General features: G+C 39.2%; 18 protein-coding genes. 10 read left to right on the top strand and 8 right to left on the bottom strand.

Going from position 1 to position 23,413, the window contains the following annotated elements; all coding sequences use genetic code 11:
• Positions 1 to 92 precede the first annotated feature (92 nt).
• The 6 genes from ACWIT3_RS05525 to ACWIT3_RS05500 all read left to right on the top strand — a co-directional run bounded on the left by ACWIT3_RS05525 (position 93) and on the right by ACWIT3_RS05500 (position 9,736).
• On the top strand, positions 93 to 2,483 hold the full coding sequence (locus ACWIT3_RS05525) for a TonB-dependent receptor plug domain-containing protein (RefSeq protein WP_457161785.1): 2,391 nt from the start codon (positions 93 to 95) through the stop codon (positions 2,481 to 2,483).
• Positions 2,484 to 2,578: 95 nt separating this feature from the next.
• Positions 2,579 to 5,350, top strand: a complete 2,772-nt coding sequence (locus tag ACWIT3_RS05520; protein WP_457161784.1) for a M16 family metallopeptidase — start codon at positions 2,579 to 2,581, stop codon at positions 5,348 to 5,350.
• Between the two features lie 261 nt (positions 5,351 to 5,611).
• Positions 5,612 to 6,616, top strand: a complete 1,005-nt coding sequence (locus ACWIT3_RS05515; protein ID WP_457161783.1) for an ornithine carbamoyltransferase — start codon at positions 5,612 to 5,614, stop codon at positions 6,614 to 6,616.
• Between the two features lie 16 nt (positions 6,617 to 6,632).
• A complete protein-coding gene (arcC, locus tag ACWIT3_RS05510) occupies positions 6,633 to 7,562 on the top strand; it encodes a carbamate kinase (protein ID WP_457161863.1) in 930 nt (309 codons plus the stop codon).
• A gap of 78 nt (positions 7,563 to 7,640) precedes the next feature.
• The gene (locus ACWIT3_RS05505) at positions 7,641 to 9,167 is read left to right on the top strand and encodes a YfcC family protein (protein WP_457161782.1); all 1,527 of its coding nucleotides are present in this window, start codon (positions 7,641 to 7,643) and stop codon (positions 9,165 to 9,167) included.
• 98 nt (positions 9,168 to 9,265) lie between these two features.
• Positions 9,266 to 9,736: an Lrp/AsnC family transcriptional regulator gene (locus tag ACWIT3_RS05500; RefSeq protein ID WP_457161781.1), complete on the top strand. Its 471-nt coding sequence runs from the start codon at positions 9,266 to 9,268 to the stop codon at positions 9,734 to 9,736.
• A gap of 19 nt (positions 9,737 to 9,755) precedes the next feature.
• Here ACWIT3_RS05500 and ACWIT3_RS05495 read toward each other — a convergent pair whose 3' ends face one another.
• The 4 genes from ACWIT3_RS05495 to ACWIT3_RS05480 all read right to left on the bottom strand — a co-directional run bounded on the left by ACWIT3_RS05495 (position 9,756) and on the right by ACWIT3_RS05480 (position 13,934).
• Complete coding sequence (locus ACWIT3_RS05495) at positions 9,756 to 10,634, bottom strand: VirK/YbjX family protein (protein WP_457161780.1); 879 nt, start codon at positions 10,632 to 10,634, stop codon at positions 9,756 to 9,758.
• 115 nt (positions 10,635 to 10,749) lie between these two features.
• The gene (gene argG / locus ACWIT3_RS05490; protein WP_046338709.1) at positions 10,750 to 12,090 is read right to left on the bottom strand and encodes an argininosuccinate synthase; all 1,341 of its coding nucleotides are present in this window, start codon (positions 12,088 to 12,090) and stop codon (positions 10,750 to 10,752) included.
• Positions 12,091 to 12,144: 54 nt separating this feature from the next.
• Positions 12,145 to 13,005 carry an SDR family oxidoreductase gene (locus ACWIT3_RS05485; RefSeq protein ID WP_457161779.1) on the bottom strand — a complete coding sequence of 287 codons (861 nt, stop codon included), beginning with the start codon at positions 13,003 to 13,005 and terminating at the stop codon, positions 12,145 to 12,147.
• A gap of 68 nt (positions 13,006 to 13,073) precedes the next feature.
• Positions 13,074 to 13,934: a phosphoribosylaminoimidazolesuccinocarboxamide synthase gene (locus ACWIT3_RS05480; protein ID WP_457161778.1), complete on the bottom strand. Its 861-nt coding sequence runs from the start codon at positions 13,932 to 13,934 to the stop codon at positions 13,074 to 13,076.
• 182 nt (positions 13,935 to 14,116) lie between these two features.
• Here ACWIT3_RS05480 and prfC point away from each other — a divergent pair, with 182 nt between their 5' ends.
• Together prfC and ACWIT3_RS05470 are read left to right on the top strand one after the other, a co-directional pair.
• Complete coding sequence (gene prfC / locus ACWIT3_RS05475) at positions 14,117 to 15,706, top strand: peptide chain release factor 3 (protein ID WP_457161777.1); 1,590 nt, start codon at positions 14,117 to 14,119, stop codon at positions 15,704 to 15,706.
• A 213-nt stretch (positions 15,707 to 15,919) separates the two neighbouring features.
• Complete coding sequence (locus ACWIT3_RS05470; protein WP_457161776.1) at positions 15,920 to 16,399, top strand: Dps family protein; 480 nt, start codon at positions 15,920 to 15,922, stop codon at positions 16,397 to 16,399.
• Positions 16,400 to 16,462: 63 nt separating this feature from the next.
• Here ACWIT3_RS05470 and ACWIT3_RS05465 read toward each other — a convergent pair whose 3' ends face one another.
• The 4 genes from ACWIT3_RS05465 to ACWIT3_RS05450 all read right to left on the bottom strand — a co-directional run bounded on the left by ACWIT3_RS05465 (position 16,463) and on the right by ACWIT3_RS05450 (position 21,041).
• A complete protein-coding gene (locus ACWIT3_RS05465; RefSeq protein WP_457161775.1) occupies positions 16,463 to 19,327 on the bottom strand; it encodes a valine--tRNA ligase in 2,865 nt (954 codons plus the stop codon).
• A 103-nt stretch (positions 19,328 to 19,430) separates the two neighbouring features.
• Positions 19,431 to 19,928, bottom strand: coding sequence for a thiol peroxidase (gene tpx, locus ACWIT3_RS05460; RefSeq protein ID WP_457161774.1), 498 nt, complete (start codon positions 19,926 to 19,928; stop codon positions 19,431 to 19,433).
• 219 nt (positions 19,929 to 20,147) lie between these two features.
• Positions 20,148 to 20,600 (bottom strand): DIP1984 family protein, encoded by a 453-nt coding sequence (locus ACWIT3_RS05455; protein WP_457161773.1) that lies wholly within the window; start codon positions 20,598 to 20,600, stop codon positions 20,148 to 20,150.
• A 12-nt stretch (positions 20,601 to 20,612) separates the two neighbouring features.
• Positions 20,613 to 21,041, bottom strand: a complete 429-nt coding sequence (locus tag ACWIT3_RS05450) for a DNA polymerase III subunit chi (RefSeq protein ID WP_046338717.1) — start codon at positions 21,039 to 21,041, stop codon at positions 20,613 to 20,615.
• A gap of 238 nt (positions 21,042 to 21,279) precedes the next feature.
• Between ACWIT3_RS05450 and fumC the strand changes: the two genes are divergently transcribed.
• Positions 21,280 to 22,674 carry a class II fumarate hydratase gene (fumC, locus tag ACWIT3_RS05445; RefSeq protein ID WP_457161772.1) on the top strand — a complete coding sequence of 465 codons (1,395 nt, stop codon included), beginning with the start codon at positions 21,280 to 21,282 and terminating at the stop codon, positions 22,672 to 22,674.
• A 97-nt stretch (positions 22,675 to 22,771) separates the two neighbouring features.
• Complete coding sequence (locus ACWIT3_RS05440; RefSeq protein WP_046338719.1) at positions 22,772 to 23,392, top strand: chalcone isomerase family protein; 621 nt, start codon at positions 22,772 to 22,774, stop codon at positions 23,390 to 23,392.
• Positions 23,393 to 23,413: the final 21 nt, after the last annotated feature.

The raw sequence follows: 23,413 nt of genomic DNA, 5'->3' as shown, positions 1-23,413 counted from the left end.
AGTTTGTCGTATTTTTATACACATTTTCCTTTGCAAAAAAATCAAAATAAAAATAAAATTGATAACCATTATCAACAAAAGAGAGAAAAGAAATGGATGCTCAACATACTTTTAGAAAAAAACTCATCGCAATATTAGTTTGTACTGCTGTCACACCTGTTTATGCAGAGGCTGTCGAAAACGCGCAAACGAAAGAAAAAAATATGTTAACTGAAATCGTTGTATATGGAGATCAGAACCAATCCATGTCATCCACACAAAGTGTGACCCAAGATGACATCAAAAAAGCGCCTGTCACGAATGGCAATATGACGGATTATTTACGTTCTAATCCACATGTACGCTATGAATACAGCGACCAAAATAGTTTCCAGCGTGGCGAAATCAAACCCGACAATATTTCAATTAATGGTGCAGATTATAATCAAACTACATTTTTCGTTGATAACGTGAATGTTAACAATGATATGGGATTGGGCAGTGACCTTTTTGATGGCACCATGGCAACGGTTCCACTCGCCAACCATTCACAAGCCTATTTTTTTGATGCGAATCTCCTCTCATCGATTGTCGTTCATGATAGCAATATCTCAGCCAGTTTAGGCGGGTTCTCTGGCGGAGCCGTTGTAGCAAAAACGAAACAATATGATGGCAAAGATCGCATTAAGCTCAGTTATCGGACAACTGACTCGTCTTGGGCAAAATTCAATGTTGAAGAAAAAGATGTGGAGCGTTTTAAAAAAGCGGTTCCTGAAGGTTCAATTGCTGAATTTCAACCTAAATATGATAAACATTTCGTGAATATCATGGCTGAAAAGGGATTGGGTGAAAATTTAGGTGCCGTGATTGGTTTCAGTCGTAGAGCATCGGATATCCAGCAATCGCGCCAAATTAATCCACAAGGTGATCGCGATAATCAAACTCACTCTCGCCGTTCTGATAATGCGTTACTCAATTTTAATTTAACGCCTAACGATCAACACCGCTTTGAATTGGGTTTACGTTATTCTGATTATCGTGAGCGAAAATTTTATGCCACCAATATTGACAGTAATGTGTATGACTACCACAGTGCTTATGGTGCCACACTTTCTTGGGTTAATGCCCTTCAATCTGGCGTGTTAACCTCAACCTTGGCTTACGATCACTTTAAAGACAAAAGAACAGCGCCTTCTACACATATGAAAACGATCATTGTTGATGACAATGAATACACGTTGGGTAGTATGGGGAACAGCCAATTAAATCAAAAAAACACTCATTTCTCCCTTGAATATGCCATCAATCCATTTGATACAGGTGCACTTAACCATTCCGTATCTTTAGGAGGGATTTTTCAACATACAGCATACCGTTTTAACCGTGATGCTGATGCCTTAGGGGAAATTATCACTCAAATTGATCTGGGTGTGGATTCAGATGGCGACGGCAAAAATGATATATTCGAAAACAAATCCAGCAATGTTGCCAGAAAAGGCACGGTGAAAACGCACTATCAAAATCTAGCATTCTATGCAGAAGATTTAATAACGTGGAAAAATCTAGAATTTCGTGCGGGTCTACGTGTTGAGCGAGATGATTATTTAAAAAACACCAATATTGCGCCAAGAACCGTATTACGTTATAAACCTTTTGAATCAACCGCTCTGAGCGTAGGTTGGAACCGTTACTATGGTCGTTCCTTTGCTTCAATGAAATTATCTGAGGGTATATTTAAACTGGATGGGCATGACACTTTCCGATACAAAGATACTCGTTCGTTTAAAACCCCTCACTCTGATGAATTGAGTTTTGGGATAGAACAAACGCTTTCACCTTTCACGGTAAATCTAAAATATATTTTACGTAATAATAAACAACGCATTGTTTTACAAGAAAAAGAAATAGTAGATGCACAAGGTGAAATGCAAAAAGTCAGATTTTACCAACGCGGCAAAGATTACAAAGCCAATGTACTCACTTTACAAGTGACCCCGCTTGATGCATGGGAATTGGGGCTTACTCGTTGGCACACCTCATTTGCTTTTGATTGGCTAGATACCAAAGCCATCGATTATGGTCGAGGTTATGATGCCTCATCACTTGTTATCTTAGATGGCAAGTTAATGACCTATGAACAAATGTTGAAGAAAGTGAATGCTTATAAAGAAGATTGGGGCGCGCGTTTAAGCATTGATATGTTTGTCCCAACCCTTGATTTTACTTGGGCAAATACGCTTTATGTCAAGGCTCCAACAACGTTAACAGAATATATTGGTGGAACGCCCGAAGCTTATCGTAGCTATAATTATGGTACACATACACAATGGGATACAAGCTTCCGCTGGCAACCCACTGTGGCGGAAAAACATCGTCCTTATATCAAGCTAGATGTACTGAATGTGTTAAACAAAACACGTAAAGGTGCTGGTTCTAATGGACAAGATTTGGGTATCTACACCCCTGGGCGTGAATTTTGGCTCGAGCTAGGCTACGAGTTTTAATGCCAGTTTTAATTTAGCTTGTTTTATTCAACATGTAATCTACGTATTATTTCTATAATACGTAGATTTTATTTTCTGTTGCTTAGGTAAAAATAATGAAAAAACTCACCGCACTTTTTGCTGCCCTGTTCTTTTTGTTTTCTTGTCATTCAACTACACCAACTCACGCTGAACGACTTCCCTTTGATCCTCATATTCAACATGGGAAACTAGAAAGTGGTTTGACTTATTATGTTGTGCAAAACACTGACCCTGCTAATCGAGTCTATATTCGCTTAGTAGTTAATGCTGGCTCCATGCATGAAGATGATGATCAAAAAGGCATTGCACATTTAGTTGAGCACATGGCATTTAATGGGTCGAAAAAATTTCCTGAAAATCAAATTATTGCCGCGTTAGAAAAATTAGGCATGAAATTCGCGCGCGATATCAATGCCTTCACAGACTTCGAAAATACCGTTTATACCCTCAATTTAGATAAAAATGATCCAGAAAGCTTGCGTTTAGCATTTGATGTATTAAACGAGTGGATGCATCATTTAACGATTTTACAACAAGATTTAGACAATGAACGTGGGATTGTCCAAGAAGAATGGCGCCGCCGTTTAAGCCCTATGTTGCGTTTAGGTGACAAAAAAAGTGCGGTAGAAATGGCTGGTTCTCGTTATGTGCTACGCGATCCAATTGGTGATATGAATATTATTCGCACAACTTCCAGACAACGTGTTGCCGATTTTTATCATAAATGGTATCGCCCAGATAATATGTCAGTGATTATCGTAGGGGATATTCAGCCAAAACAGATCACAACATTATTAAAAACACAGTTGAACACAGCGAATCCAATTAGTTCGACACCATTACAAAAAATTGATTTTTCTATCCCGTTAGTGAACCAATGGCGACTTGCTAGCGTTTCAGAAAAAGGCACACACATCCCCACTCTTGAGCTCAGTTTTTTTGAAACATTTCACGAAAAAAATACACTGACCTCATATAAACAAGACTTGATTCAGCAAATTTTGATGAGATTAATCAATCTCCGTCTACAAAAATGGGAACAGGTCGACAAACAACAGATTGAATCAGCTAACTTTTATCGGACGCATTTAGGCAAAGAAACGATACAAAATATTTTTTTACTGCAACTGTTTGATACAAACTATCAACGTGTCACGCAATCTCTCTTTGAATTCATTGCTGAAATTCAACAACATGGTTTTTCAGTACAAGAATTTCAACAAGAAATTGATCGTCTAGTCCAATTGAACGAAAAACAACGCAATATAAAATCAGGTAGTCTCAAAATCGCTGACGAGTTAATCGTAGCGGCGGCGAATAATCAAACTGTATTGAGCCAAGAAGATCGTTATCGTTTGAATCAGCGCTTTTTAAAGGAAATCACACAGCAGGATATTCAAGATCAATTTGCACAATTATTAAACATTAATGCCAAATTGTTATTAATTACTCAACCCTATCCCGCCCCGCCTCTTCCTCTTAAATTAAAAGAAGTGGAGAACATGTGGCAACAAACGATTACGACGCCACAACGTAGTTGGACACTCGAGAAACAACACGCACAGATGCCAACAATGCACATTGCTAGTGGTGAAATCACGAAACAGCGATATTGGTCAAAAGGTGATATTACTGAATACCGATTATCAAATGGTAGTAAATTAATTTACCATTATAGTGATAAAACCCCTAATCAAGTCTATTTCAAAGCGATGACGACGGGGGGATTGCGTACGGTTCCGCCCAAAGACTACCATTTGTTCAAAAGTGCAGTGACATTAACCGATGATTCAGGTATCGGCGCTCTTAGCTTATCAGATATCAATCAATTATTTAGCCAAAGTCCAATTGCTTTAGCCACCCTTGTTGATGACTATAAGCAAGGGTTCACCGCTGTAGGAAAAACACATCAACTTGCGGATTTGTTAACACTCTTTCGCTTGAAATTACAAGGAACGGCAGTTTCAGACTCCGCGCTCGCACGCTACAAAAAAGAAACACAAGAATATTTTCGTCATATTGATCAAGAAACCGCATTTATGCAAAAAATCAACCAATGGCGTTATCCCAATATTGAAACCGTCTATAGTGCGGATCCTACAACACTGCTCTCTTTTTCAGCGAAACAACTCACAGATTACTATCAGCAAGCAATATTAGGCAAAACTGACTTTACCTACTTCATTATTGGTGACATTCGTCAACAAGACGTAGAAAAACTCGCTCGTAACTATCTTGCTTCTGTTCCTGTTCATACTCAAGTTAGACCAGCTTATCCTGTTTCACCTCATATTCCTCAAAAGCCACTTGTCATGCATGGCTTAAGTGAGCCGCGTGCAGAAGTAGAAATTTACCTTACTTCTCCAAATCCATGGCAACCTGAACTCCAATATCAATTGGATTTATTAGGCGATGTGATACAAGAAAAACTGCGTGTCGCGTTACGAGAACAAGCTTCTGGTATTTATGCGGTAAATAGTTGGTTCGGGCAAGAAAAAGAACAACATTATATAGAAGGTAAAATCGAGTTTAGCTGCGCTCCCGAGCGCGTTGAGGAATTAACCCAACAAACCTATCATATTCTTGACCAAATGAGACGAGAAGGCGTAGATAGCGCTTTGCTCGAGAAAAAAGTGGGTGAAAAACAGACTCAAATCAAACAGCAATTTGATTCACTATTATCTGTTGCCAGTCTGATTGAACAAAGTTTCTGGCAAACCAATAGCCCTGATGGTATCTATCTTTATCAACAGTTAGCACAACTTTCACAGAAAGACAAAATTGATCGACTTGCTGAAAAAATCTTGCAGTCTTCAGCTCGCTTTCAAGCCACACTAAAACCCTAATCAACAAGACCGTACTTTAAATCAAGTAAAGTGCGGTCCAAATTAACAAACCTCTCATTCTTTCTGTTTCAATTGCAAAAATTCTTTCTTTTTTCGAATTTTATTCGAAAAATTTACATTCAAATTCCAAATTACGCACCATATGCTAAACTCCGTTACTTATAATAGCAACCATACGTAAGCTGTTGTATATCAAGGCATAAGTGAATGCTTATGTCGTCTTTCCAAACACTCATTAGGTTCAAAACAAGGAGAAGTATTATGGCTTTTAATCTTAAAAACAGACATTTGTTGAGTTTAGTCAATCACACTGAACGTGAAATCAAATATTTGCTAGACTTATCCCGTGATTTAAAACGTGCAAAATATGCGGGAACAGAACAACAAAAATTAAAAGGAAAAAACATCGCTCTCATCTTTGAAAAAACCTCTACTCGTACACGTTGTGCGTTTGAAGTTGCCGCTTATGACCAAGGCGCAAACGTTACCTATATCGACCCAACCTCTTCACAAATCGGTCATAAAGAAAGTATGAAAGACACCGCTCGTGTGCTTGGCCGTATGTACGATGCTATTGAATATCGTGGTTTCAAACAATCTATTGTTGATGAATTGGCTGAATATGCTGGCGTACCAGTATTCAACGGTTTAACCGATGAATTCCACCCAACTCAAATGTTAGCAGACGTGTTAACAATGATTGAAAACTGCGACAAACCATTAACTCAAATCAAATATGTTTACATTGGTGATGCTCGCAACAATATGGGTAACTCACTCTTATTAATTGGTGCAAAATTGGGTATGGACGTACGTATTTGTGGTCCTAAAGCATTATTACCAGATGCAGAACTTGTTGAAATGTGCCAAAAATTCGCAAAAGAAAGTGGTGCAAGAATCACCGTGACTGATGATATTGATAAAGCTGTGAAAGATGTTGACTTCGTTCATACTGACGTCTGGGTATCAATGGGTGAACCGCTTGAAAGCTGGGGTGAGCGTATCAAATTATTGTTACCTTACCAAGTAACCCCTGAATTAATGAAACGCACAGGCAATCCAAAAGTGAAATTTATGCACTGCTTACCAGCGTTCCACAACAGTGAAACCAAAGTAGGTCGCCAAATTGCTGAAAAATATCCAGAACTCGCAAACGGTATTGAAGTGACTGAAGATGTCTTTGAGTCACCAATGAATGTGGCTTTTGAACAAGCAGAAAACCGTATGCATACGATTAAAGCCGTACTTTATTCTAGCTTAATCTAATTATTAGGAGGCTATGATGAGAATTGTTATTGCATTAGGTGGTAACGCACTTCTTCGTCGTGGTGAACCACTTACCGCTGAAAACCAACGCCAAAATGTGCGCATTGCTTGTGAACAAATCGCAAAAATTTGGCCAAACAATGAATTAGTGATCGCCCATGGTAATGGACCACAAGTTGGATTATTAGCATTACAAGGCGCTGCCTATAAAGATGTTCCAACTTATCCTTTAGATGTATTAGGCGCTGAATCCGTTGGGATGATTGGTTATATGATTCAACAAGAATTAGGTAACTTAGTGCCTTTTGAAGTGCCGTTTGCAACTCTACTTTCACAAGTTGAAGTAGATAAAAATGACCCAGCCTTCAAAAATCCAACTAAACCAATTGGTCCAGTTTACAGCAAGGAAGAAGCAGAAAAATTAGCCGCAGAAAAAGGATGGTCAATTGCCCAAGATGGAGATAAATATCGTCGCGTAGTGCCAAGCCCATTACCAAAACGTATTTTTGAAATTCGTCCAGTAAAATGGTTACTTGAAAAAGGTAGTATTGTGATCTGCGCAGGTGGTGGCGGTATTCCAACATACTATGATGAACAAAATAATCTCTGTGGTGTAGAAGCGGTAATAGATAAAGATCTCTGTTCAGCATTATTGGCAGAAAATCTTGACTCTGACCTTTTCATTATTGCGACAGACGTGTCTGCAGTCTTCTTAGACTGGGGCAAAGAAACGCAAAAAGCCATTGCCACTGCACCACCTGAAGCCATTGAAAAAATTGGTTTTGCTTCTGGTTCAATGGGACCAAAAGTCCAAGCTGCAGTCAACTTTGTTAAAAATACGGGTAAAGATGCCGTCATTGGTTCTCTGTCCGATATTGTAGATATTGTCAAAGGCAAAGCTGGTACTCGCATTACAACAAAAGCAACTGACATTACCTACTATTAAGGTAATCAAATGGAATACGCTTTAGGTGGTCAATAAAGCGTATTCCGATAAAAGTAGCTGTAAATAAAGGAGTATATTATGGGAAACCCAAACAAAAAAACATTTAACTTTCCCTCAGCGTTTTCAATTTTATTCATCATATTGATTATAGCTGTCGGTCTGACTTGGCTCGTTCCAGCCGGTTCCTATTCCAAATTAACCTATAATTCAGCTGATAATGTATTCGTTGTTAAGACTTATCAACAACCCGATCAAATTCTTCCTGCCACAAAAGAATCATTAGATAACTTAAATATAAAAATTGAATTATCTAATTTCCTTGAAGGCACAATTAAAAAACCAATTGCCATTCCAGGCACTTATCAACGTGTAGAACAAAATCCGAAAGGCTTGCAAGATATCACAACCAGTATGGTTCATGGTACGATTGAAGCGGCGGATGTGATGGTCTTCATCTTTGTGCTAGGTGGGATGATTGGTGTCATCAATAAAACAGGCTCGTTTAATGCTGGTCTAGGTGCACTTGCGAATCGAACAAAAGGAAATGAATTCCTCATTGTCTTTGCTGTGTCTTTCTTAATGATGGTAGGGGGTACAACCTGTGGTATCGAAGAAGAAGCGGTGGCCTTCTATCCGATTTTGGTCCCAGTGTTTGTTGCCTTAGGCTATGATGCGATCGTGTGTGTCGGTGCTATCTTCCTTGCCGCATCCATGGGGACAGCCTTCTCAACCATTAACCCTTTCTCTGTTGTTATCGCTTCAAATGCCGCAGGTATTCCATTCACCGAAGGGATTGCATGGCGTTTTGGTGGGTTAGTTGCAGGCTTCATGTGCGTAGTGCTTTACTTGTATTGGTATTGTAAAAAAATCAAAGCCGATCCAAAAGCCTCCTATGTTTATGAGGATAGAGAAGAGTTTTTAGATAAATACATGAAAAATATCGATACCAACGCAATACAAGAATTCACCACAAGACGTAAAGTTATCTTAGTGCTATTCTGTATCTCCTTCTTCCTCATGGTATGGGGGGTAATGTTCGGCGGTTGGTGGTTCCCTGAAATGGCGGCGTCTTTCCTTGCCATTACAATCTTCATCATGCTGATATCTAAACTTACTGAAAAAGAAATCGTCAATGCGTTTACTGCAGGTGCTTCTGAATTAGTCGGTGTATCATTAATTATTGGTTTGGCTCGTGGTGTTAACCTCGTTCTAGAACAAGGAATGATTTCTGATACCATTCTTGCCTATGCTTCTGAGTTAGCTTCTGGTGTACCTGGTAGTGTATTTATTCTTGCTCAGTTAGTCATCTTCATTTTCTTAGGTCTCATCGTTCCATCTTCATCAGGTTTAGCGGTGCTCGCGATGCCGATTATGGCACCACTTGCAGATACAGTGGGTATTCCAAGACACATTGTGGTTTCCGCGTATAACTGGGGACAATATGCAATGCTCTTCTTAGCACCAACAGGATTAGTATTGGTTACCTTACAAATGTTGAACATTCCATTCAACAAATGGGTTAGATTTGTTCTACCGATGATTGGTTGTCTATTAGTTATCGCCTCAATTCTATTGGTCATCCAAGTTTCACTCTATAGTGTCTGATAGATTTATTTTTCAAAGGCTGTCATCGATCACAGATTTTAGATGACAGCCTTGCTATACTAAAAGCGCACAAGTGGATGCAATATAAAGGTTGGATTATGCCTAAAAATAAAGTTTTTGATAACATTGATACTCGAATTTTAAGGGCGCTACAACGCAATGGTCGCCTACAAAATAATGAACTTGCTAAAGAAGTAGGATTATCCAATTCTGCTTGTCTACGTCGAGTGAATATCCTTGAGGAAAGTGGTGTAATTGATAATTATGTTGCGTTACTTAATCCCCAAAAACTCAATTGTAGCCTAGTGATTTATGTCTTGGGCTCTTTTTTTGAGGAGGATTTAAAAATACGGGAACGTTTTATGTTTGAAATGAAGTCCCTGCCACAAATTGCTGAATGTCATTTAATGGCAGGCGATTATGACTTCATTTTGAAAGTCTTTGTCTCCGATCTAGACGAGTTCCATGCGCTCAAAATGCGCTATCTGACCAAAGAAATTGGGATAAAAAATATTAAATCTGAAATTGCCCTGAAAACAGTTAAAAACTCCACTGAGTTGCCGTTATAACAATATTATGCCTCTTCAATCATGAGCGTTGATTGAGTGAAGCAATGTCATACTTCAATCCATCAAACATTTCATAACGTTTTCGATACATTGAACGTTTTTTACTTTGAACCTCTTCTAATGGTTTACGTTCGATTTCTGTAGGCAATTGCCAATACTGTTCGACTAAGCGTCCATTATTTTCCTGCCAAAATTGATCATAATTAAACAATAAACGTGCCGAGTCATTCCAGCGGTATTTGGCTTGCTGTTTATGTGGAATCCCATCTAATTCGCAATTTAGCGTATCCGCTAGCAGTTTAAAGGCATTCACTAACATAAACATCGGACGTGCCCCATGTAATTGTTTAGTTGCCACACGTACTAATTCCTGAGCCTCTTCACCTTTCGGTCCTTGCATCGATGCGATCAATAATCGATTTGGCGCGAGAAAGGTAAAAGAAGCATCATACAAACTCTTTCCAGAAGCACTGTCTTGGATATTTAAAGAGAAAAACCCTTCCAATGGATCAATATCATTAATATTGAGATTCAATGAAAGCTGTTCCGTTAACATGGATAGAACAAGTGATTTTTGCGCAATCAATTGTTGGCAAAATGGAAGCCCCCATTTTTCTTGAGCTAAACTAAAGTTCTGGATGATTGCGTCAAGACGTTGTTGGGCATCAAAGCGCTTATCACAATACACACATAATAATGTATTCACACGGTATAAATGTTGATTAAAAAGTTGGGCCCAGTGAGGATGTTCATTTAGAAAATGCCCTAAATCATGACATTGTTTGTGACACCATATTACTCTCGCCGAATAACGTAAAAATTCACGCAGGCGCTTTAAAGGACGTTTTTCACTTGGATACATCTGTGAAAATGTTGGAAAGGAGAACACTGTCGACATGAGAATCCCCACAAATCGCTTAGAAAGGAAAATAAGCGCGCATTCTAATAAAAAATAGCCGCACTTTCAATGTGAAATCACAATAAACGTGCGGCTATTTCAATTCTCGTTAGGCTTAATCTTTCTTATTGTTTAATTGAGGTAAGAAAGATTCTTTCGAAATGCTTAATAAACCTGTTTGTGTATAAATACCGAGCTTATCTCGCGTATCCACAATATCTAAGTTACGCATCGTTAACTGACCAATACGATCTGCTGGGCTAAATGGTGCATTTTCCACTTTTTCCATACTTAAACGTTCTGGGTGATACGTACTATTCGCTGATGAAGTATTTAAAATCGTATAATCATTACCACGACGGAGTTCTAATGTCACTTCCCCCGTTACTGCACGTGCGACCCAACGTTGTGCTGTTTCACGTAGCATCAATGCCTGTGGATCAAACCAACGACCTTGATATAGCAAGCGACCTAAACGTAAACCGTTAATGCGGTATTGTTCGATAGTATCTTCGTTATGAATTGCACTGACTAAACGCTCATATGCGATATGTAATAATGCCATTCCTGGTGCTTCATAAATACCACGAGATTTTGCTTCAATAATGCGGTTTTCAATTTGATCTGACATCCCTAAACCGTGGCGACCACCAATGCGGTTTGCTTCAAGGAACAATTCAACGTGATCACTGAAAGTTTTACCGTTTAATGCAACAGGAACCCCTTCTTCAAAACGCACAGTCACTTCTTCCGCTTTTACGTCAACATCATCACGCCAGAATGCTACGCCCATAATAGGTTGTACGATTCTCATACCACGACTTAATAGCTCTAGATCTTTTGCTTCATGGGTTGCACCAAGCATATTTGAATCCGTTGAATAGGCTTTCTCAACGGACATTTTATATTCAAAGCCATTGGCAATTAAGAATTGAGACATTTCATGACGACCACCCAATTCTTCAATAAATTGGTTGTCTAACCAAGGTTTATAAATTTTAAGATTTGGGTTAGTTAATAAACCATAGCGGTAGAAACGCTCAATATCGTTACCTTTGAAAGTACTACCGTCACCCCAAATGTTCACATCATCTTCACGCATTGCAGAAACAAGCATTGTACCTGTTACCGCACGGCCCAATGGCGTAGTGTTAAAATACGCAATACCGCCCGTTGAAATGTGGAACGCACCACTTTGAATTGCAGCAATCCCCTCATGAGCAAGTTGCGCACGACAATCGATTAAACGCGCATTTTCTGCACCGTACTCCATCGCTTTCCGTGGAATCGCATTATAATCTTCCTCATCAGGTTGACCTAAATTTGCTGTATACGCATAAGGTACTGCACCTTTCTGACGCATCCATAATAATGCTGCGCTGGTGTCTAAACCACCTGAAAATGCGATACCGACTTTTTGACCTTTAGGAAGCTGTTGTAAAATTGTGTTTGACATATAAAACCTTAAATTAAATAATTACGCAAAAAAAGTGATTAAATAATCACTTTATTATTTCAAAAACTCTTCTGAAAGTCCACCACAGTTTTCCTTATTTGGTAACATTAAATAAGGATCAGGATATTGGTAAACAAAATCAATTTCCTGACAAATTTTATTTGAAAGAATAATACGGATAGGATCAGTTTCAGAACAGATGAAATGCGGTGCTTCAACACCTAATTTTTCCGCCATCTTGGAATAATATTCCGCTTTACTCGGATGTGCGGGAGCAACAACATGATACAGGCGCTGATGACTGGGTGTTTCAAGCAATAACTGAATAGCTCTTGCACAGTCATCAAAATGCACTAAATTCACAGGAGAATGACCTGATTTCATCGTTTTTCCTGAAAGGGAATAAACAGGATGACGATCATCCCCAACCAACCCACCAAAGCGAATAATATCGCAATCAATATTTTCTAGCTGAAATAGCCATTGCTCCACCTCCACTAATGCTTTTGCGATGTCTGTATTAGGTTGAGGTAGACAAGATTCGTCAAATTGTCCAGATACCTCAGGGAATACAGAAGTGGAACTAATAAAAACCAGATGACTGACCCCTTGTAACAAGGCTTCATTGACGAGGTTTTGAATTCCCTGCACATAGTGCTGAGGGTTAAAAAAATACTGACTAGGTGGGATATTGATCACTAACGAATCTACGGAAAGTAGCATCGTCAAATCATCAGGATCGGCATTAATTTCAGGGGTAAGCTCAAGTGGGTAGGCTTCAAAGCGCATAAGCCGCATTTGCTCCGCGCCTTCATGTGTTCGTTTACTTCCTTTGACTTCCCAACCTAAATTTTTCAAATGGCGAGCTAAAGGTAAGCCAAGCCAACCTAACCCCACTATTGAAACCGACTTCATAATTCTCCTTAAACGATCATGTTGAAAAAAAGCTTCCTTCCCAAAAGGAAGAAAGCCTATTTTTTCACTTATTTTGTCAATAAATCCAATGCTTCTTGGTATTTATCAACGGTTTTCTGAATCACCTCAGCGGGCACTTTCGGTGCTGGAGGTTCTTTATTCCAACCGCTATTTTGTAACCAATCTCGAATAAATTGTTTATCAAACGACGGCGGGTTAATGCCTTCTTGGTAAGTATCCACAGACCAAAAACGGCTTGAATCGGGGGTAAGAACTTCATCCATTAAGGTTAACGTTCCATTTTCATCTAAACCAAATTCAAATTTAGTATCGCAAATAATGATACCTTTGGTTAATGCATACTCCGCTGCGGCTTTATAAAGTGCGATTGCTTTTTCTTTCACTTGTGCAGCAAGGTCCGCACCAATGAGCTTTTCACACTCTTCATAGCTGATATTAATATCATGATCGCCCACTTCAGCTTTGCTTGATGGGGTAAAAATAGGCTCGGGCAATTTGCTCGCTTCTACTAAACCTTCTGGCAACGCTAAACCACAAATTGTGCCTGTTTTTTGATAGTCTTTTAAACCACTTCCCGTTAAATATCCACGTACAATCGACTCAATTTTAATTGGATTTAAACGCTTACATACTACCGCACGATCTTTTACCGCATCCGCTTCTGCTTTTGGTAACACATCATAAACAGTATCTCCGGTAAAATGATTCGGCATAATATGTGCTAATTTGTTAAACCAGAAATTTGAAATCTGTGTCAAAATTTCACCCTTACGTGGAATCGGATCGTCCAAAATCACATCAAATGCAGATAAACGATCTGTTGCCACCATCAACATACGTTTATCGTCAATCTTATACAGATCGCGCACTTTACCTGAATAGATTTTTTTTAGACTAAGCTGAGTCATCTGTTTGCACCTTATTTTTTTATATCATAAAAATCGGCGCATATTGTACCGCACTTTGCTCTGAAAGATAAGCAAACGTTTGCATTTTTTATTGAATTTATAAATAAATTTGAGAAGAACGCTAAAATAAGCGACAATACGCCATTCTTTTTAACTTCATCAACTTACAAACCAATAGAACAATGTCATTGAACGATTATCCACAACAAGTTAATAAACGTCGTACTTTTGCGATTATTTCCCACCCTGATGCAGGTAAAACCACCATCACCGAAAAAGTCTTACTTTACGGACAAGCAATCCAAACTGCAGGGTCGGTGAAAGGAAAAGGCTCAAGCGCACATGCTAAATCTGACTGGATGGAAATGGAAAAGCAACGTGGTATTTCGATTACAACCTCTGTCATGCAATTCCCTTACCATGATTGTTTAGTCAACTTATTAGACACACCGGGACACGAAGACTTCTCAGAAGATACTTACCGCACTTTAACCGCTGTTGATAGCTGCTTAATGGTAATCGACAGTGCAAAAGGGGTTGAGGAACGTACCATTAAATTAATGGAAGTGACTCGCTTACGCGATACCCCAATCTTAACCTTTATGAATAAGTTAGACCGCGATATTCGTGATCCAATGGAATTATTAGACGAAGTCGAAAACGTGTTAAATATCCATTGTGCGCCGATCACTTGGCCAATTGGTTGCGGTAAATTATTCAAAGGGGTTTATCATTTATATAAAGATGAAACCTATTTATACCAAAGTGGGCAAGGTCATCGAATTCAAGAAGTGCGCGTAGTTAAAGGTTTAAACAACCCTGAACTTGACGCCGCAGTAGGTGATGACTTAGCACAACAATTACGCGATGAGTTAGAACTTGTTCAAGGCGCATCAAATGAATTTGATCTCGATGCCTTTTTAAGTGGTGAATTAACCCCAGTATTCTTTGGTACTGCATTAGGTAACTTCGGTGTTGATCACTTCCTTGATGGGTTAACACAATGGGCACCCGCCCCACAAGCACGCCAAGCGGATAGCCGTAAAGTAGAAAGTAGCGAGCAAAAATTGACTGGCTTTGTGTTTAAAATCCAAGCAAATATGGATCCAAAACACCGCGACCGCGTTGCCTTTATGCGTGTAGTGTCGGGTAAATACGAAAAAGGCATGAAACTCCGCCATGTGCGTATTGGTAAAGATGTAGTAATTTCTGATGCGCTAACCTTTATGGCGGGCGATCGTACTCACGCCGAAGAAGCTTACGCAGGCGATATTATTGGTTTACATAACCACGGGACAATTCAAATTGGTGATACCTTTACTCAAGGTGAAGAGTTGAAATTCACAGGAATTCCAAACTTTGCCCCTGAATTATTCCGTCGTATTCGTTTGAAAGATCCACTCAAGCAAAAACAACTGTTAAAAGGCTTAGTCCAGCTTTCTGAAGAAGGTGCTGTGCAAGTATTCCGCCCACTCATGAACAATGATCTGATCGTAGGTGCGGTTGGTGTGTTACAGTTTGACGTGGTGGTTTCTCGTTTGAAATCGGAATATAACGTTGAAGCGATTTACGAAACCATCAACGTTGCCACAGCGCGTTGGGTTGAATGTGGCGATGCGAAAAAACTTGAAGAATTTAAACGTAAAAATGAACAAAACTTAGCCCTAGATGGTGGCGATAACTTAACTTATATCGCGCCAACAATGGTGAACTTAAACCTTGCACAAGAACGTTATCCTGACGTTCAGTTCTTCAAAACCAGAGAACACTAATCATCAAAGTGCGGTAAAAAATCGTAAACATTTTACTGCACTTTTTATCTAGAATATCCTTTCAAAAAATAGGTATTAATTTGTCCTACCTATCAAAATCATCATTAGTAACAATTTCCTTTCTTTTTTTGATAAGCGTACTATACCCCCATAAAGCTCAATGAATGAGTTATCTTGTTTAATGATGATTATACTATTATTGGAGGAATACCTATGACAACAGCAATCGGTTTATGTGAAGCATCATCTCAAAAATTAGCAAATGAACTCAATACGTTATTAGCTAATTACCAAGTATTTTATACTAACGTACGTGGTTATCACTGGAATATTAAAGGGGTAAATTTCTTTGAATTACATGCAAAATTTGAAGAAATCTACAACGATTTAGTCGTGAAAGTAGATGAAATTGCAGAACGTATTCTCACACTTGGACATACACCAAATAACGCGTATAGCCAATATTTACAAGTAGCCACAATTCAAGAGCATATTGGTGTAAGCAACGCTCAAGATTGTCTATCTGGCACCCTCAACGGCTTTAAAGAACTGTTGAAACAACAACGTGCAATTTTAGAGATTGCAGGCGAAGCGGGCGACGAAGGGACAGCTTCACAGATGAGCGACTACATTAAAGAGCAAGAAAAATTGATTTGGATGTTTACTGCAGCTTGCCAAAGCTGTCATGCTTAAATAAAAAATACCATCCACATATAAAAAAATAGCTAGACTTTGATCTAGCTATTTTTATATTGCTTAAAGATTCTCAATTGCCTGATATTGTCCTTTCAACTTCTCAAGCCCGTCTTGATACTCACGCATTTTTTCACGTTCTTTCTCAATCACAGCAGGTGGTGCTTTAGCGACAAAGGTTTCGTTCGCAAGTTTATTTTCAATACGTTGGATCTCACCTTGGTATTTTTCAATTTCTTTATGTAAACGAGCCAATTCTGCCTCTTTATTAATAAAGCCTGCCATCGGCACTAATAATTCAGCCTTATTCACCAGCTTCGCCACAGACAAAGGCGCCTCTTCCCCGACTTCAAGCAGGCGAATTGAGTCTAATTTTGCCATTGCTTGAATTAAAGTGCGGCTATTCTGTAAGTAATTTTGGTCTTCTTCGGAAACATTACGTAACAAGAGATCTAAACTTTTACTTGGTGGAATATTACTTTCTGCACGAATATTACGTACGGCAACAATGACCTCTTTCAACCAGTTGATTTCGGCTTCTGCCTGATAATCTAATGCGCTTTGTTCAAATTGTGGGAAAGATTGCAACATAATGGTTTCACCACTTACCCCCGCAAAGGCTTTCACTTTTTGCCAAATTTCTTCCGTGATAAATGGCATCACTGGGTGTGTCAAACGAAGTAATTTTTCCAACACATTGATTAAGGTTTGGCTAGCACCACGTTTTTGTGCTGCACTACCATTAGCGAACACTGGTTTGGTCAATTCTAAATACCAGTCACAGAATTGGTTCCAAGTAAATTCATACAGTGCCGTCGCACACAAATCAAAGCGGAATTGTGCTAAGGCATTGCGGAAAGCCTCTATGGTTCGATTCAATTCAGATTGAATCCAACGATCTGCTACGGAATATTCCACAGAACCTTCACTTAAATCCAATTTCTCGTTGGTTAACACAAAACGGCTCGCATTCCATAATTTGTTACAGAAATTGCGGTACCCCTCTAAACGTTTCATATCCCAGTTAATATCACGACCATTCGTTGCTAACGCTGTTAATGTGAAACGTAATGCATCTGTACCGTGTTCAGCAATACCTTCAGGGAAGGCTTTTACTGTCGCTTTGGCAATTTTTTCCGCCAATTGTGGCTGCATCATATTGCCAGTGCGTTTTTCTAACAGACTTTCAAGATCAATACCGTCAATCATATCCAATGGATCGATTACGTTACCTTTCGACTTGGACATTTTTTGTCCTTGTTCATCACGAATCAAGCCTGTTACATAAACCGTTTTGAATGGCACTTGTGGTTTGCCGTTTTCATCTTTTACAAAATGCATCGTAAACATGATCATACGTGCAACCCAGAAGAAAATGATGTCAAAGCCCGTGATCAACACATCTGTTGAGTGGAACATTTTCAGATCGGGCGTTTGCTTTGGCCAACCTAAGGTTGAGAAGGTCCATAAACCTGATGAGAACCAAGTATCAAGCACATCTTCATCTTGTTTTAATACCACATCCGCAGATAAGTTGTGTTTTTGACGCACTTCTGCTTCATCACGTGCTACATACACATTACCTTGCTCATCATACCAAGCTGGAATACGGTGTCCCCACCATAATTGACGAGAAATACACCAATCTTGAATATCACGCATCCAAGAGAAATACAGATTTTCATACTGTTTTGGTACGAATTGGATTTCGCCGTCTTCTACAGCTTTCACTGCCACTTCTGCAAGCGGTTTCACACTCACATACCATTGGTCAGTTAACATTGGCTCGATAGGCACACCACCACGGTCACCATAAGGCACTTTCAAATCGTGTGGTTTGATTTCTTCTAATAAGCCTAATTCTTCAAAATCTGCCACGATTTGTTTACGTGCAGCAAAACGTTCCATCCCTTGATATTTGATTGGAATCAGTGCGGTGTAATTTTCAAGAATTTTTCCATCAGAACCGATGATTTCCGCTTCAGCACGAATATCCGCATTTAAAGTCATCACGTTCACCATTGGTAATTGGTGACGTTTACCCACTTCATAGTCGTTGAAGTCGTGCGCTGGTGTAATTTTCACCACGCCCGTTCCAAATTCACGATCGACATAATCATCTGCGATAATCGGAATTTCACGATTGGCTAATGGTAATACGACTGTTTTACCAATAAGTGATTGATAACGTTCATCTTCTGGGTGAACAGCTACAGCGGTATCACCGAGCATTGTTTCAGGACGCGTTGTCGCCACCACTAAGTAATCTTTACCGTCTGCAGTTTTTGCACCATTCGCTAATGGATAACGGAAATGCCAAAGTGAACCTTTGCTCTCTTTGTTTTCTACTTCAAGATCAGAAATCGCAGTATGTAATTTTGGATCCCAGTTTACCAAACGTTTACCACGATAAATTAAGCCTTCTTCGTGTAAACGAACAAACACTTCTTTTACAGCTTCAGATAAACCATCGTCCATTGTGAAACGTTCACGATCCCAGTCGATAGAGTTACCTAAACGACGCATTTGTTGGCTAATTGTGCCGCCTGAATACGCTTTCCAATCCCAAATTTTATTAATAAATGCTTCACGTCCATAATCGTGACGCGTTTTCCCTTCTTCAGCAGCGATTTTACGCTCCACCACCATTTGAGTTGCAATCCCCGCGTGGTCAGTACCCGTTTGCCATAATGTGTTATGCCCTTCCATACGGTTGAAACGGATTAAAATATCCATCAATGTTTGCTGGAAAGCGTGCCCCATATGTAAGCTACCAGTTACGTTCGGCGGCGGAATTGCAATCGAATAGCTTGGTTTTGAAGTATCTTCTGACGGTTTAAAATAACCGCTTTCTTCCCAGTGTTTATACAGGGCTTGTTCAACTGCAGATGGCGTAAAACGATCTGCCATTTCGAAGTTTTGTGTCATTGTTTATCTCTTTTCTATTTAATGTGTAATCTATTTAGCGTCCAATAAGGTATATTTAAACTCATTTCAATAAAAATTGAATGCTTAAAAATATAAGCCGCAGTTACAATACTGCTAACGCTGCTTCATAATTGGGTTCATTTTTAATTTCTGATACTAATTCGCTGTGTAATACACGATTATTTTCATCTAAAACAATCACCGCACGTGCAGTGAGTCCTGCTAAAAGTCCATCTGCTATCTCAACACCAAGACGCTGGTGGAGCACTTTATGACGGAAAGTAGACAAAGCAATCACGTTATCAATTCCCTCTGCACCACAAAAACGAGCTTGTGCAAAAGGTAAATCGGCTGATAAACATAACACAACAGTATTCGTTAAATTCGCCGCCTGTTCATTAAATTTACGTACAGACATGGCACAAACTCCCGTGTCAATACTTGGGAAAATGTTCAACACTTTACGCTTTCCCTCAAAATGAGATAACGTTACATTGTCTAATTTTGTATTCACCGCAGTAAAGTCAGTGATGATGTCATTCACTTGAGGGAATGTACCTAATACTTCAACGCGCTTGCCGGCTAACGTAATGTTGCTCATCAATTTTCCTCTATTTCTCTCTTCACTTATTATTTTAAATCAGATCCCCAATCCCACCCTTTTATTCAGATCAACACATGGTTGTCACAATACGTTATACGTTGTACCACATCACTTGTACAGAGCAGAAGTTGTTCAGAAAAATGAACGGCTCTTCGTTCTGCTAAGTGTGTTTTTGTGTTCGCCTCTGAATAAACTACCTAAATATTGACCACACGTTTACAGGTCGTATTGCCAATTGGCTTGCTGAATTAAAATATCGAGTTCACGATGTGCTTTTGCTACCTGATCCGCTTGTCTACGAATCGCTTTAATGTTCACTGCTGAAAGCAATTTAATTTCACTGCGACTATAACGGTCTTGCTCTGGCAATGCAGCTTCCGCTAATTTAATTAAGGTAGAATGTTCGTCTTTCAAACGATCACGTTTTGCTAATGCTTCAACCATTTTCATTCCGTTCGTTAACGAAATTTGGTGATTAGCTTGGTTAATTTGCACCACTAACGTTTCTAATTGTTCAGCGGTTTCTTGATATTCCACCAACAAATCCGTGGGATGTTCCGCAGGCTTTTCACCCTCTTGGTATTTCGCATTTTGTTGTAAACGCTGATTGAGTTGCGCTAAACGACGCTGTGCATCGGCGCGTTGCATAAGCGCTTCGGCTAATTTCATTGTAATTTCTCTCTATTTCATCTGTTCTGTGGTCAATTGCCAACCGAGCTGTCTCAATTGCTTATAGCGTTCACGAGCCAAGACTTTTAGTTGTTCATCTGCTGGAACAAAGTCAATTATATGATTAAAACTGGCGACATAATCAGGGACAGTAGACTGCAAATTGATTAATATATCGCGGCGTTGCGCATTGCGCTTACCTTTCCAACTAATTTCAATTGGCGTCGCATAGTTTGTCACTTCCCCTGATACGTTATGGGGTACAAATTCATCAGGTTCTCGTGTCCACAATGCTTCATCAAGGTCAAATGCTTGCTGTTCGGTTTCACAAGCAATTAATACACGTTTTCCCAAACGCCATGCTGATGCTGCCAAATCACAAGCCACTTGTTCAACTCGCGCCTCACAACTTAACAAATAAAATTGTGCATGTTTAGACATGAATTTATCAATCCTTTATTAAAGGTATAACTAAATGATTTTAACGAAAAAGCGTTCGAAGATAAAGCAATTGCCACTTTTCACTGTCGCTTTTTTAAAACTTTTATCAAACAGACCGCACTTTATGATCTAAATCACAAAACAAGATATTGCTTTCGGCATAACATTCCACAAATACCCCGCAAGTGTTAATATTTTAATATTCATTTTTTTATATTTTTCAACAAGAGGTAATACTATGACATTCCGTATCGAAAAAGACACAATGGGCGAAGTACACGTACCCGCAGATAAATATTGGGCAGCACAAACTGAGCGTTCTCGCAATAACTTCAAAATTGGGCCTGAAGCCTCTATGCCAAAAGAAATTATTGAAGCTTTTGGTTATTTGAAAAAAGCAGCCGCTTACGCTAACCATGATTTAGGTGTTTTACCCGTGGAAAAACGGGATTTAATTGCCCAAGCCTGTGATGAAATTTTAGCAAAAAAATTAGATGACCAATTCCCATTAGTCATTTGGCAAACAGGGTCAGGTACACAATCTAATATGAACGTGAATGAAGTCGTTGCAAACCGTGCTCATGTTCTTAATGGCGGGAAATTAGGTGAAAAATCTATCATTCACCCAAATGATGATGTGAATAAGTCCCAATCGTCTAACGATACTTATCCAACTGCAATGCACATTGCTGCCTATAAAAAAGTCGTTGAGCATACGTTACCTTGTGTAAAACGTTTACAAAAAACCTTAGCTGCAAAAGCAGCGGCGTTCCAAGATGTCGTAAAAATTGGACGTACACACTTAATGGATGCGACACCATTAACATTAGGACAAGAGTTTTCAGCCTATGCAGCACAATTATCGTTTGGTATCAAAGCACTAGAAAATACCTTGCCCCATTTAGCCGAATTAGCGTTAGGTGGAACAGCTGTTGGTACAGGTTTAAATACGCCAAAAGGTTATGATGTCAAAGTTGCAAACTATATTGCTGAATTTACGGGTTTACCTTTTGTGACTGCACAAAATAAATTTGAGGCATTAGCAACACATGATGCCGTTGTAGAAACACACGGGGCCTTGAAACAATTAGCCGTCTCGCTCTACAAAATTGCCAACGATGTTCGTTTATTAGCCTCAGGTCCACGTTCTGGTATTGGTGAAATTTTAATTCCTGAAAATGAGCCAGGTTCATCCATCATGCCAGGAAAAGTTAACCCAACCCAATGTGAAGCAATGACCATGGTTTGTGCACAAGTCTTAGGTAATGATGTCACCATTTCATTTGCAGGTACGCAAGGTCACTTCCAACTTAACGTGTATAAACCTGTTATGGCAGCTAATTTCCTACAATCTGCGCAATTATTAGGTGATGCCTGTGTTTCCTTCGATGAACACTGTGCTGTAGGCATTGAGCCGAATTACCCACGTATTAAACAACAATTAGAGCAGTCTCTTATGCTAGTTACCGCATTAAATACTCATATTGGCTATGAAAATGCGGCTAAAATTGCTAAAACTGCACATAAAAATGGAACAACCTTAAAAGAAGAAGCCATCAACTTAGGTTTAGTGACGGCAGAACAATTTGATCAATGGGTTCGTCCAGAAGATATGGTGGGCAGTTTAAAATAAACGATTAATTTTCACTCTAAGGCGAGCGTAAAGTTCGCCTTTTTTTTGTTGGTTTTGCTATAATCTGCGCCAATTAAATTTTTTTGATGGATTCACGATGAAAGGTTACGCATTTTTAGTTTCAATTCTGTGTTTTTTTTCAACAACACTCTCAGCACAATGGTTGAATGTGGGAAAAGCGGATTATACTTGGGGACCCTTCCATGTTTATACGATTAGTCTCTATACTGAAACAGGTCATTATGAAGAAAATCTGCGTCCCTTGATGCTCACATTTAACTATGCAAAACCGATTGAAGGTAAAAATTTTGCGATTAGTCTCATTAAAGAAATGGAGAACTTAAACCTAGATAATCTCGACAGTAAAACTTATCTAGAAACACTAAAATCGATTTTCCCTGATATCTCGCCTAATGACGTATTAAATTATATTGCGTTAGAGGATCGTGGTTATTTTGTGTTAAACGACACCATTCTCGATAACGAATTTGATCCGAGTTTCACTCAAGCACTCATTGCAATTTGGCTATCTCCAAATACGAATTTCCCTAAATTACAACCGAAATTACTGGGCGATGAAAAAAACCAATCTTCGGGTGAGGACGCCCCCATTTCTTCACCAAAAGTTGCGCCACTCACAGACGATTCAGCGAATCCTGAATTGCCACCCAATTATCCATTAGAAAACCGAGAAAATGAATTTTCTCAACGTAGATAAAAATAAAAGGACGAGTATATC

The organism is Pasteurella sp. P03HT, assembly GCF_054052285.1.
The sequence above is the reverse complement of the archived record's forward strand: the minus strand, read 5'-3'. Positions and strand labels throughout refer to the sequence as shown.